This is a genomic window from Sphingosinicella sp. BN140058 (assembly GCF_004135585.1).
Taxonomy (GTDB): Bacteria; Pseudomonadota; Alphaproteobacteria; order Sphingomonadales; family Sphingomonadaceae; genus Allosphingosinicella.
Map to the genome: position 1 here is coordinate 545001 of NZ_CP035501.1, position 12582 is coordinate 557582.

Here is a 12582-nt window from a genome sequence, read left to right on the forward strand (position 1 = left end):
TCGCCATCGACCGGTTCAACGGTACCGACACCCCTGCTTTGATCTGGAACGCGATCGAAACCAAGAGCAAGGCGGCCGCGCAATGAGCGATTGGGTCGTTACCCTCATCGACAAGACCGGCTATATCGGCGTCGGCTTTCTGATGTTCCTCGAAACCGTGTTTCCGCCGATCCCTTCGGAAGTGATCATGCCGGTCGCCGGCGTTGCCGCCGCGCAGGGATCGATGACCCTGGGCGGCGTGATCGCCAGCGGCACCGCGGGCGCGATGTTCGGCAATGTCTTCTGGTATCTGGTCGCGCGGGTGATCGGTCTGGAACGCTTCCGTCCCTTCATCGAGAAGCACGGCCGCTGGCTGACCCTCGACTGGTACGACGTCGAGAAGTCCGAGAAACTGTTCGGGCGGTTCGGCTCGGTGGTCGTCGGCGTGGGGCGGTTGCTGCCGACGGTGCGGTCGGTCGTGTCGATCCCGGCCGGCCTGCTCAAGATGCGGCTGCGCAGCTTCCTCATCTGGTCGACGATCGGCACTGCGGGCTGGAGTTCGGCTCTGGCCGTCGCCGGCTATGTGCTCGGCAAGCAGTTCGACGACATCAACAAGATCCTCGGTCCGCTCTCGTCGGCGATCATCGCCCTGATCGTGCTGGCCTATGTCTGGCGCCAGCTCACCTGGCGCAAGCGCCACCCGGACGCCTGACCGGACAGGCGCTCACGCGCGCGGGTGCGCGTTGCGATAGACGTCGAGCAGATGGGCCATGTCCACTTCGGTGTAGATCTGGGTCGACGACAGGCTGGCATGGCCGAGCAGTTCCTGCAGCGCTCGAAGATCGGCACCACGGCCGAGCAGGTGCGTGGCGAAGCTGTGGCGCAGCGCGTGCGGGGTGGTCCGGTCGGAAAGGCCGAGGCGCCCGCGGGCGCGGCGCACCACCCGCCGCACCATCTCGCCGTTGAGCGGACCGCCCCGCGCGCCTCTGAACAGCGGCTCGGACCGGGCGCCCCCCCAGGGCGAGAGCGCGACGTAGCGGTCGATCGCCGCGCGCACTTGCGGCAGCAATGGCACGATCCGGGTCTTGGCCCGCTTCCCGGTGACGCTCAGGGTCTCGCCCAGCGGCAAGGCTCCTCCGGTAAGCCCGAGCGCCTCGCCGACTCGAAGCCCGGATCCGTAGAGAAGCAGCAGGATCGCGAAGTCGCGGGCGGCGATCCACTCGGCGCTCGCGTCCTCGCCGACCTCCTCGGCCAACGCGACCGCCTCCTGCGGCGAGACCGGCCGAGGCACGTTGCGCGGCACCTTCGGGCCCTTCAGCCTGGGCACCCCTGCCTCCGCGCTTGCGCCTGTGCCTGCAAAGCCCAGGAAATTGCGCAGCGCGGAGAGCTCTCGCGCCGCCGACGCGTTGCCGATCCCGGCGGTGCGGCGTTTTGCCAGATACGCGCGCAGATCGGCCGACTGCAGCCCGGTCAGAGCCGCCCCGTCGACAGGCCCGCCCAGATGCTCGGCGAGAAAGTCGATCAGGCGATGGGCGGTGGCACCATAAGCGCGCACGGTATGGGGAGACCGTCGCCGGTCGCGGGCGAGATGGTTCTGCCAGTCGTGCGCGATCTGCCGCGCCGGATGCGCGCCGGCGTCGCTCAGGAAATCAGGCACCGGCCCATGCAGCGCGTCAGCACGCGGCCGAGAAAGAGCAGAAGCTCGGAGCCATGCCGGGTCTCGAACCCTTGCGCGGCGCGCTGGCCGAGTGCCAGCAGGCCTCCGGGCAGCGGCGCTTCGCTGTCGAGCCGGACCAATGCCTCGGCACGGATCAGGTCGCAGGCCGGGCCGAAGATCGGATGGCCGCGCTGGACGCCGCGCAGCACGACCCCCTCCAGGCCATCGACCGAACGCTCGATCACGCGCGGGTCGACGAACTGGAGCCCGGAGGCATCCGCACGGACACCCTTGTCCCCGACGAACAGCGCCACCGCGACGGCGTCGAGGCCGAGGATCTGCGGCCATTCCTGGGTGACGATGTGGATCAGGTGATCGAAACCCTCCGCCTCGATCGCCGCGATCACCGCTTCGTGGATCGAGGCGACGGCACCGGAATGGCCGCGGGCAAAGGCGATCAGATCCTGGTTCGCCTCTTCCGCCGCCGCGACCCGGGCGCGCAGATTCGCGACCGCCTTTTCCTCGAAGCTGATCACCGTACCCATCGGCAAAGCCTAACCCGAAGACGGTTAATAAGCGATGCCCTAGATGCTCCGTGTCGAAGCGGATCGTCGCAAATCAGCCGTATTTCAGCACCCTGACCGGATCCGTGCCGGCCGCGCGCAGGGCCGGGTACAGCGTCGCGGCAATGCTGAGCACCAGCGCCGAGACGACGATGACGGCGATTTCGACCGGATCGATCACCGCCGGGAGCTGGACCAGGAATTCGGAGGCCGCTTCCGTCGACGGCCGCGTGACGAGCTGGATGGCGACTCCGATGGGACCGCGAAATTGCAGGAAGAGCAGGCCCAGGGCCAGGCCTCCGAGGGTGCCGAGCGCGCCGATCGCGCTGCCGATGGCAATGAAGATCCGCAGCATCGAGCTGCGGCTCGCGCCCATCGTCCGCATGATCGCGATGTCGCCCGTCTTGGCGCGGACCAGCATCACCAGCGCCGAAAGGATGTTGAACACGGCGACCAGGATGATGATCGCGAGCACGACGAACATGCCGATCTTGTCGACCGCAAGCGCCGTGAACAGCTCCGCGTTCAGGTCCTTCCACGTCCGCAGCGTCGCGCCGGGCGGAAGCCGGTGCGCAAGCGGCGCGAGCAGCAGATCGGCGCGGCGCGCATCGTTCGTCGCGAGTGCAAGCGAGGTGATGGACGGGCCGAGGCCGAGCAGGATCTGCGCCTCTCCGATCGGCATCAGCACCGCTTCGGAATCGAAATCCGGCGCGCCGGTCTCGACGATCCCCGCAACGCGGTAGGAGACCGAGCGCACGTCGAGATCCGGGTCCTTGCCGGTGACGATCATCAACTCGATGCTGGCGCCGACCGCGCTCGGCAGCATCGAGGCGAGCTCGCTGCCGATCACGACTTCGCCGCCGGCCGGATCGAGCTCCAGACGGCCGGCGACGAGGCTCTTGCGCAGCGCCGGGGTCGCGATCTGGGCCGCCGGAACGCCGTGCAACCTCGCCGGCGCGACGCGCCCGGCGGAGGAGGCCATCAACCTTTGCTCGACCAGCGGGCTCACCGCGGTCACACCGGTGGTGCCCCGCGCCTCGGCGGCGATTCGCTGCCAGCCGGGCAACTGCCCCTTGTCGCCCCGGATCACCGCATGCCCGGTGGTCTCGACCACCTTGTCGAAGATGAACTGGTGGTAGCCGTTCATCACGCTCGCCACGATCACGAGCGCGGCAACGCCGAGCGTCACCGCGATCAGGCTGATCGAGGCGACGAGCACGATGATCCGCTCGCCGCCTTTGGGCACGATGTAGCGCTTGATGACCAGCCGTTCGTGAGGCGAGAGCAGCACCTTCGGCGAGCGCCGATCAGGCGATCGACTGGCCGGTCTTCTGCCAATCGGCGAGGAAGTTCTCGAGTCCCTTGTCGGTCAGGGGATGCTTGAACAGCTGGCGGATCACGGCCGGCGGCGCGGTCACCACGTCGGCGCCGATCATCGCCGATTGCAGCACGTGGATCGGGTGCCGGACGCTGGCAACCAGGATCTGGGTCTGGAAATCGTAATTATCGTAGATCGTGCGAATCTCCGAGATGATCTGCATGCCGTCGAACCCGATGTCGTCGTGGCGGCCGACGAAGGGCGAGATGAACGTCGCGCCGGCCTTTGCGGCGAGCAGCGCCTGGTTGGCGGTGAAGCAGAGAGTGACGTTGACCATGGTGCCGTCGCTGGTCAGCGCCTTGCAGGTCTTGAGGCCATCGATGGTCAGCGGCACCTTGACGGTGATGTTGTCGGCGATCTTCCGCAGGATCTCTGCCTCCCGCATCATCTCGGCATGATCGAGGGCGACGACCTCGGCCGACACCGGGCCGGGCACGATCTCGCAGATCTCCTTGACCACCTCGAGGAAGTTGCGGCCCGATTTGTTGATCAGCGACGGATTGGTGGTGACCCCGTCGAGCAGGCCGGTTTCGGCGAGATCGCGGATGTCATTGGTGTCGGCGGTGTCGACGAAGAATTTCATCTCGGGCATGCCCTTCTGGCGAGGAGTAGGATTCGCGCGCTCTTCTAATCGGGCGGCGGGCGCGAGTCACGGCGGCGGGGGACGACGACAAGAGATGCGCGACGCGGGCCTCCACCGGGCGATCTGGGCGATCGCCCTTCCCTCCATGCTGACCAACGTCGCCACCGCCCTGTTCGGCATCGCCGATCTGTGGGTGATCGGACGATTGGGCGACGCCGATGCGCAAGCCGGTGTCGAGCTCGGCGCCAAGTTCATGATGGGCCTGCTGATCGTCTTCAACTTCCTGCGCAGCGGCACCGTCGCGCTGACGGCGCAGGCGGCTGGCCGCGGCGATTCGGAAAGCCAGGCAGCCACCCTCGTCCGCGCGGGCGGCGCTGCGCTCGCCATCGGCCTGCTCCTGCTCGCCGTGATGCCTCTCGCAATCCCCGCCGGGCTCGACCTGCTCCAGGCGAAGGGCGGGGTCGCCACGACCGCTGGGGCCTATATCGGCATCCGCTACTGGGGCGGGCTGCTCTGGCTGTTCAACGCAGTGCTGGTCGGCTGGCTGATCGGGCGCAGGCGCGTGCGCCAGGTGCTCTGGATCGAGATCGTCGCCAATTTCGTCCATGTCGGGCTCGATCTGCTGTTCGTGCTCGCGCTCGGCTGGGGCGTCGAAGGCGTGGCGACGGCAACCTTGCTCTCCGAAGGGCTGAAACTCGCGGCGGCCTTCGCGATCGCCGTTCGCGAGCCGCCGGCGGGGGACGCCCTCCGCCTCTTGCGGCGGCGCGACACCTGGAACGGCGAAGAACTCGGATTGCTGTTCCGGCTCAATCGCGATCTGTTCCTGCGAACGCTGCTGCTCACCGGCGCCATCCTGCTGCTCGTCCGCCAGGGGGCGGAGCAAGGTGCCGTGGTGCTCGCCGCCAACGGCATCCTCTATCAACTGTTCATCCTCTCGGCCCTGATTCTCGACGGCTTCGAGAGCGCCGCCCAGGTGCTTTGCGGCGAGGCCGTCGGAGCGGGGGATCGCGCCCGCTTCCGTCGACTGGCGGCGACGATCATGGCCTGGGGCGTTGGGTTCGGCGCTTTGATCAGCCTCGCCTATCTGGCGGCGGGCAGGCCGTTCGCGGCAAGCTTCAGCACCGATCCGGCGGTCACCGCCGCCACCCTCGCCTTTCTTCCCTGGGCGATGATGCTGCCCCTGCTCGGCGTCGCCTCCTACGTCTTCGACGGAATCTATATCGGCGCGACCTGGACACGCGCGCTGCTGGCGACGATGGCACTCGCCTTTGCCGCTTATGCGCTGCTCCTGCTCGCCGCCGCCCCGCTCGGCAATCACGGCCTGTGGCTCGCCTTCAGCCTGTTCCTGGTCGTGCGCGCAGCGGGCCAGGCTCTGCTCCTGCCGCGGCTCGAGCGTGGTACCTTCGAACGATGACGGATCTCCCGGTTGCCTTTGCGCGCCGGACTTGCCACGCTTGCCGGATTGCAGGGGGAGAATGAAGATGCGCTCGATCCTCGTCGCGGCCTTGTTTGCCGCAGTCGCTCCGGCCGCCGTCCAGGCGCACGAAACGGCAGCGCCGACGAACGCATCAAGCCCCGTCGCCAAGGAGAAACTGCTCAAGCCGCCCGCAGACGCAGTGCATTATGTCGTCGTCTCGGAGGCCGGCAAGCACGGCGATCAATGGCGCTGGCAGCTTGCCGACGGCCGCACCGCCTATCGCTGGTCGCAGGAGCTGCGCGGCTGGATCACCGAAATGGATCAGGTGACCGCCTTCGCCCCCGACGGGACGATCGCCGCAACCACCGTCCGCGGCGTCACGATGACGGGCGACGCCGCCGAGGAATTCCGAGTCGCGAATGGCCGCGCAAGCTGGAAGACGGCGACCGACAGCGGCTCGGCGCAGGCCGGCGGCTGGTACATTCCGGCCGGCGGCGTCTCGATCGCCGGGGCGCCGCTGATCGAAGCGCTCGCCAAGGCGGGTGACGAGGGCGTTGCGTTCCTGCCGAGCGGCAAGGGCCGGATGAATCTGGGGCAGACGCTCACCATCGCCGGCCCCAACGGCCAAAAGACCGTCCAGCTCGCTTTCATTCGCGGCATCCTGCCTTCGCCGATCCCGGTCTGGCTGAACGAAGACAAGAGCTACTTCGGCGAAGTCAGCTTCATCTCCACCATACCCGCGGGCTATGAAGCCGCGCTTAAAGTTCTCCGCGACACGCAGGACGCCGCCACCGCCGCCGAGGTGAAGGCGATCGCGCACCGCTTCCTGACGCCGGCGGCCCGGGCTCCGGTTCTGTTCGATAACGTCCGGCTGTTCGACGCCGATCGCGGGCAATTTCTGCCGGCGCAGGCAGTGCTCGCCCAGAACGGCAAGATCTCCGCCATCGGTTCGGCCGGTACGGTGAAGGCGCCGCCCGGCGCGCGCATCATCGACGGCAGCGGCAAGACGCTGATTCCGGGCATCTGGGACAGCCACATGCATATCGGCGACGATTGGAGCGTGCTGTCCAACGTCGCCAGCGGCATGACCAGCTTCCGCAGCCCCGGCACCACGCTCGATCGCGCCGTCGACGCGACCAGGCGCCGCGCGGAAGGCAGCCTGCTGATGGGCGAGCCGTTCATCTCGGCCATCATCGACAAGAAGGATCCGCTCGCGGCCCAGGGTGCCGAGGTCGTCTCCAGCGAGGCGGAGGCGGTCGAGGCGGTACGGCGGATCAAGGCGGCGGGCCTCTGGGGCGTCAAATTCTACACCTCGATGAATCCGGCGTGGATCGCGCCGGCCGCGGCGGAAGCCCACCGGCTCGGCCTTCACGTCCACGGTCACGTCCCCGCGACGATGAAGCCGAGCCAGGCGGTCGCCGCCGGCTATGACGAGCTTACCCACCTCAATTTCGTCGCCATGGAAGCCATGCCCAAGGACGTCGTCGATCGGGCAAATACCAGGCAGCGGATGGAGGGACCGGCCCGATTGTTCAAGGACGTCGACCTCGATGGGCCGCTGATGACCGGCTTCGTCGCCGATCTCGCCCGGCGCAAGACAATCGTCGACCCGACCATCGTCATCTTCGAGGGCATGCTCACCCAGGACGGCGGCAAGCCGCACCCGGCCTACGCGCCCTATATGGGGATCATCTCGCCGGTGATCGAACGCTCGGTCTTCACCAGCGGCGGCTATCCGCTGGTCGAAGGCTTCACCCGCGACGATTATCGCAAGAGCTATGCGAAGATGGTCGCTTTGGTCGGCAAGCTCCACAAGGCCGGCGTTCCCATCGTTGCCGGCACCGATGGCTGGGGAGTCGAGCTGATCCGCGAGCTGGAAATCTACCAGCAGGCCGGCTTCACCCCGGCCGAAGCCCTGCAGAGCGCGACCATCGTTCCCGCCCGGGTCGTCGGTGCCGACGCCCGCACCGGGTCGATCGCAGTGGGCAAGGAGGCCGATATGGTGCTGGTCGACGGCGATCCATCCAGGGAGCTCGGAGCCCTTAGACGGGTGCTGACCGTGGTCAGCGACGGCTACGTCATGGACGGCGACGCATTGCGGACGGCGGCAGGCTATACGGGCCGACCGAAATGAGGCTGCGACGTCGCTCCGTGCGCCGCTGACGAACGGCGCGCGTCGTCACCGTCCCACCGTGCCCGGAGTCCTGCGGGTCAGGCAAGATCCCGGATGTCGAAGCGCACGATCAAGCCTTGGCGGAATTGGAAGACGTGTCCCACGATCCGATCGGCGAGCCCGTGCGCCTGCCCCGCCAGCGGGCTGCCGTCGAGATCGCGAACGGATTGGCGGACCTCCGCCAGGATCGCGCCATCGGGCTCGCGCCGGAACGCGAGCGGCTCGACGCGCGGGCTGACGATCGCCCACTGCCGGGTCCAATAGTCCCGCACCGCTTCATGGCCGTGGACGTGCCCGCCCTCCATGCCGTTCGCCCACGCCACGTCGTCCGAAAGCGCGGTCAGCACGGCGTCGATGTCGCGCGCGTTGAAGCGTTCGTAGATGCGCTGCAGGGTTCGGACGTCTTCGTCCATGCTGTCTCTCCTCAGCCGCTTGAGAGTCGTTCAGAAGCGATATATATGCACGTATGCATCCGCGTCTGGGGAGATGCAACAAAGGATGGACGATGATCTCGGATGTGCTTTCCACGCCCGGTCACCTGATCAGCCTGGCGGCGCGCGGCTTTGCCCGCCTCAGTGAGGCACGGCTCAAGCCGCTCGGCTTCGGGGTCGGACACCTGCCGGTGCTGGTCGCACTTCGCGACGGCAAGGCCAGCAGCCAGCGCGATCTCGCGCGCTTCGCGCGGGTCGAGCAGCCGCCGATGGCGCAGATGCTCGACCGCATGGCTCGGGACGGCCTGATCGAGCGGACGCCGGATCCCGAAGACGGACGCAGCAGCCGGATCACCTTAACGGCCGCCGCGCAAGCGCGCCTGCCCGACGCCATCGACGTGCTGCTCGAAGGCAATCGCGAGGTGCTCGATGGCTTCACCAGGGACGAGACCGAATTGCTGATCAGCATGCTCAAGCGTGTCATCGCCAACCTCGACAGGATTGCGCACGGGCCGTCCGCAGCCGGCACCTCTGGCAAGGCTTCCTCCTGAGGCTCGCAGACTGTGGCATGGGTGCCGCGCAGGCCTTCCGTGCACTTGAATGGATGCCGCAACGCCGCCCCTTTCCCAAATTGCGTCAATCGCCATATGGCGGGAGCCGATGAGCCGCGTCCGTGTCCTCCTCCTCAACCAGGCCCTTGGACCGCTCGACTACCGCGTGCCCTACGGCATGGCGGTCGAGCCAGGCTCGATCGTGCTCGCGCCGCTCGGCCCACGCCAGCTGACCGGCGTCGTCTGGGAGGAGGATCGGCTGGACGCTGAAAGCGTCGGCGACAATCGCCTGCGCCCGCTCGTTCAGGCCTATGCGCTGCCGCCGCTGGCCGCCCCATTGCGGCGTTTGATCGAATGGACCGCGGATTATTATCTCGCGCCGACCGCGGCAGTGCTGCGGATGGCGCTCGCCTCCGCCTCGGCGCTGGAAGGCGGCCGGACCGTCACCGAATATCGCGCCACCGGCCTCGTTCCCGATCGGCTGACCCCCCAGCGCGAACAGGCGCTGGAGCGGATCGGCGAGCGTCAGGGTCTCTGCCGCGAGCTCGCAATGGCCGCCGACGTCTCCGACGCGGTGATCCGCGGCCTGATCAAGGTCGGCGCGATCGAGGCGGTGGAGGTATCGGTGGACGATCCGTTCGCCGAGCCCGACCCGGATTTCGCCCCGCCGGCGCTCGAAGCGGCGCAGCGCGAGGCGGCGCAGATCTTCGTCGACGCGGTACGCGCCCCCGACTTCGCCCCGTTCCTGCTCCACGGCGTGACCGGATCGGGGAAGACCGAAGTCTATTTCGAAGCCATTGCCGAGGCCCTGCGCGGCGGCCGGCAGACGCTCGTCCTGCTTCCGGAAATCGCGTTGACCGAACCGTTCCTCAAGCGTTTCGCGGCGCGGTTCGGGCATGAGCCGGTCGCCTGGCATTCGGGCCTTCGCCAATCCCAGCGCCGCCGGGCCTGGCGCGCGATCTCGACCGGGGATGCAAAGGTCGTCGTCGGCGCGCGCTCTTCGCTGTTCCTGCCGTATCGCGACCTTGGCCTGGTCGTCGTCGACGAAGCCCATGAGACCAGCTTCAAGCAGGAGGATGGCGTCCAATATCATGCGCGTGACGTCGCGGTGATGCGCGCCAAGCTCGAACGAATCCCGGTGATCCTCGCCTCGGCGACGCCGGCGATCGAGACCCGGCAGATGGCGGAGATCGGCGTTTATCGGGAAGTGCGGCTGCCCGGGCGCTATGGTGCCGCGGAGCTGCCCGATATCGAGGCGATCGATCTCATCGCGGAGCCGCCGCCGCGCGGCCGCTGGATCGCTCCGCGCCTGGTCGCCGAGCTCAAGGAGAATCTCGAACGCGGCGAGCAGGCGCTGCTCTTCCTCAATCGCCGCGGCTATGCGCCGCTGACCCTCTGCCGCAATTGCGGCCACCGTTTCCAATGCCCGAACTGCACTGCCTGGATGGTCGAGCACCGGCTGGTGTCGCGGCTCGCCTGCCACCATTGCGGTCACGTCATGCCGCCGCCCGAGCTCTGCCCCGAATGCAAGGAGCCGGACAGTCTGGTCCCGGTCGGTCCGGGCGTGGAGCGCATCGCGGACGAGGTTCGGGCCTTGTTCCCGGATGCGCGTACTGCGATCGTCACGTCCGACACGATCTGGTCGCCGGCCAAGGCGGCGGAGTTCGTCGCGCGCATGGAGGCGGGTGCCATCGACATCGTCGTTGGCACCCAACTCGTGACCAAGGGCTACCACTTCCCCAATCTTACCCTGGTCGGGGTGATCGACGCCGATCTCGGCCTGTCGGGCGGAGACCTTCGCGCGGCCGAGCGCAGCTTCCAGCAGATCGCCCAGGTCGCCGGCCGCGCCGGCCGCGGCGAAAAGCCGGGCCGGGTGCTCGTCCAGACCCACGAGCCGGGCGCGCCGGTGATCAGCGCCTTGGTCAGCGGCGACGAGGAGAGCTTCTACGAGGCGGAGACCGAAGCGCGGCGCGAGGCGGCGATGCCGCCGTTCGGCCGCCTCGCCGGGATCATCGTCTCATCCGAGGATCTCGCCGAGGCCACCGAGACGGCGCGCCTCATCGGCCGCAGCGCCCCGACGGTGGAGAACATGGCCGTGTTCGGCCCCGCCCCGGCGCCGCTGGCGATGCTGCGCGGCCGTCATCGCCAGCGCCTGCTCGTCCATGCGGCGCGCAGCCTCGACGTCCAGGATGTCATCCGGGAATGGCTCGGCAAGCTCGAATGGCCGCGCGGCGTACGCGTCGCGATCGACGTCGACCCTTACAGCTTCCTCTGACGCGGCATTCTGGCCTAAGGGAGCCCGACCACTGACATCGGGGTAGCCATGGGCCGTATCGCTTCTTTCTTCCTCGTCCAGATCGCCCTGGCGTTTGCGCTGGCATCGCCGGCCCGGGCCGACGACATCTCCGCCACGGCGCGCAGCGTGGTGCGGGTGGTCGTGATCGCCGTCGACGGCGAGGAAGTGGTCGGATTCGGCCATGGCAGCGGCTTCGCGGTGGCGGGGAACCGGGTCGTAACCAACGCCCACGTCGTTGCGCTCGCCGCCGAGCATCCGGAGAATGTCGCGGTCGGCGTGGTGCCGTCGGAGGGCAGCAAATCGTTCGGCGCGCGCCTCGTCGCCTACGATGCGGCCCGCGATCTCGCCTTGCTCGAGCTCACCGAAGGCAGCCTGCCGCCGGCCTCCTTGTACATGGGCCCGTTTGCGGAAGGGGGCGACGTCGTTGCGCTCGGCTATCCCGGCAACGTCGATCTCGCCACCGCCCAATCGGCCGACGACTATATCACGCCGCAGGCGCCGACCCGCTCGGCCGGCAATTATTCGAACGAGCGCCAGGTCGACGGCATCCGCGCCCTGCTGCACACCGCCAACATTGCCCGCGGCAACAGCGGCGGCCCCCTGCTCGATCCCTGCGGCCGGATCGTCGGCGTCAACACCTTCATCACCCGCGGCGAGGAGGGCGACGCGCCGTTCGGCTTCGCCATCTCCAATAGCGAGGTCGCGACCTTCCTGCGGGCCGCGAAACAGAATTTCTCCGCGGTCAGCAGCCCCTGCGTCAGCATGGAAGACCGGCTCAACGCGGAGCGTTCCCGCGAGGAGCAGGAGAAAGCGCGCGCCGAAGCCCTGGAAACGCGTGCGAAGGACAAGGCCGATCAGGAAGCGCTCGCCAGGGCCCAGGCCGAGAATGAGGATGCCCGTGAGAACCGGGCCGCGATCGCGATCGTGCTCGGCGTGCTCAGCCTCGCCGCTTTCGGCGGTGCCGGCCTGATGGCCTGGAAGGACAAGACCCGTCCCGCGATGATGTTCGCCGGCGGCGGCGCCCTGCTGCTGATCGGCGCCACCTTCGCCTTTCTGTCACGCCCCTCGCGTGACGATCTCCACATCCAGCCCGACGCCGCCGTCAAGACCAGCGACGCCAAGGCGGGGATCTCCGAGGCGACGGGCAAGAGCGTCTGCAAGCTCGTCGAAAATCGCAGCCGGGTGACGGTTTCGTCGACCGAAAACGTCAACCTCGATTGGGCACCCGGCGGCTGCATGAACGGCCGCACCCAATATGCTCGTGCCGGCGACGTCTGGCGTCGGGTGCTGGTCCCCAATGGCGACGCCACCGTCTCGGTGCTCGAATATCGCCCGGCGCGCAGCGAATATGTGGTCACCCGCTATCTGATGAGCCAGGAAGCGATGGCCGAGGCTCGCCGCCTGCGCGAAGGGATCAACATCAAGGCCTGCTCGGCCGACGAGGAACAGCTCGCCATTCTCGGCGATCGGCAGGACACGATCCGGGCCAGCCTTCCTAATCTTCCCAACGAGCGTCTCGTCTATCAATGCGGCCCCGCCGACTAAGGTCGCCGG

The 12582-nt window shown here is 68.0% G+C and carries 12 protein-coding genes (1 of these 12 cut by a window edge); 7 read left to right on the forward strand and 5 right to left on the reverse strand.

Going from position 1 to position 12582, the window contains the following annotated elements; all coding sequences use genetic code 11:
• Both gshB and ETR14_RS02435 read left to right on the forward strand, forming a co-directional pair.
• A protein-coding gene (gshB, locus tag ETR14_RS02430; RefSeq protein WP_129383193.1) for a glutathione synthase crosses the window boundary here: on the forward strand, window positions 1-86 show its 3' end. The gene continues 874 nt to the left of window position 1, outside the view; the window shows 86 of its 960 coding nt (coding positions 875-960); its start codon lies beyond the left edge, outside the window; it ends in the stop codon at window positions 84-86.
• Window positions 83-691 (forward strand): DedA family protein, encoded by a 609-nt coding sequence (locus tag ETR14_RS02435; protein ID WP_129383194.1) that lies wholly within the window; start codon window positions 83-85, stop codon window positions 689-691. Before gshB ends, ETR14_RS02435 begins: the two co-directional genes overlap by 4 nt.
• A gap of 12 nt (window positions 692-703) precedes the next feature.
• Here the strand turns inward: ETR14_RS02435 and ETR14_RS02440 are convergent, their stop codons facing one another.
• The 4 genes from ETR14_RS02440 to fsa all read right to left on the reverse strand — a co-directional run bounded on the left by ETR14_RS02440 (window position 704) and on the right by fsa (window position 4160).
• Entirely contained in the window at window positions 704-1636 is a 933-nt protein-coding gene (locus tag ETR14_RS02440; protein ID WP_371416737.1) for a tyrosine recombinase XerC, read from the reverse strand.
• Window positions 1621-2181, reverse strand: a complete 561-nt coding sequence (locus ETR14_RS02445; protein WP_129383195.1) for a DUF484 family protein — start codon at window positions 2179-2181, stop codon at window positions 1621-1623. Before ETR14_RS02445 ends, ETR14_RS02440 begins: the two co-directional genes overlap by 16 nt.
• A 73-nt stretch (window positions 2182-2254) precedes the next feature.
• Window positions 2255-3490 (reverse strand): ABC transporter permease, encoded by a 1236-nt coding sequence (locus ETR14_RS02450; protein ID WP_129383196.1) that lies wholly within the window; start codon window positions 3488-3490, stop codon window positions 2255-2257.
• Between the two features lie 16 nt (window positions 3491-3506).
• Window positions 3507-4160: a fructose-6-phosphate aldolase gene (gene fsa / locus ETR14_RS02455; RefSeq protein WP_129391208.1), complete on the reverse strand. Its 654-nt coding sequence runs from the start codon at window positions 4158-4160 to the stop codon at window positions 3507-3509.
• 94 nt (window positions 4161-4254) lie between these two features.
• Between fsa and ETR14_RS02460 the strand changes: the two genes are divergently transcribed.
• Window positions 4255-5574, forward strand: coding sequence for an MATE family efflux transporter (locus ETR14_RS02460; RefSeq protein ID WP_243455728.1), 1320 nt, complete (start codon window positions 4255-4257; stop codon window positions 5572-5574).
• 61 nt (window positions 5575-5635) lie between these two features.
• Window positions 5636-7711, forward strand: coding sequence for an amidohydrolase family protein (locus ETR14_RS02465; protein WP_243455729.1), 2076 nt, complete (start codon window positions 5636-5638; stop codon window positions 7709-7711).
• A gap of 77 nt (window positions 7712-7788) precedes the next feature.
• Here the strand turns inward: ETR14_RS02465 and ETR14_RS02470 are convergent, their stop codons facing one another.
• Complete coding sequence (locus tag ETR14_RS02470; RefSeq protein ID WP_129383198.1) at window positions 7789-8163, reverse strand: nuclear transport factor 2 family protein; 375 nt, start codon at window positions 8161-8163, stop codon at window positions 7789-7791.
• A gap of 92 nt (window positions 8164-8255) precedes the next feature.
• Here ETR14_RS02470 and ETR14_RS02475 point away from each other — a divergent pair, with 92 nt between their 5' ends.
• The 3 genes from ETR14_RS02475 (at window position 8256) to ETR14_RS02485 (ending at window position 12573) form a co-directional block, all read left to right on the forward strand.
• On the forward strand, window positions 8256-8732 hold the full coding sequence (locus tag ETR14_RS02475; protein ID WP_129383199.1) for a MarR family winged helix-turn-helix transcriptional regulator: 477 nt from the start codon (window positions 8256-8258) through the stop codon (window positions 8730-8732).
• 109 nt (window positions 8733-8841) lie between these two features.
• Window positions 8842-11007, forward strand: coding sequence for a primosomal protein N' (locus ETR14_RS02480; protein ID WP_129383200.1), 2166 nt, complete (start codon window positions 8842-8844; stop codon window positions 11005-11007).
• A 48-nt stretch (window positions 11008-11055) separates the two neighbouring features.
• Entirely contained in the window at window positions 11056-12573 is a 1518-nt protein-coding gene (locus tag ETR14_RS02485; RefSeq protein WP_129383201.1) for a trypsin-like peptidase domain-containing protein, read from the forward strand.
• Window positions 12574-12582: the final 9 nt, after the last annotated feature.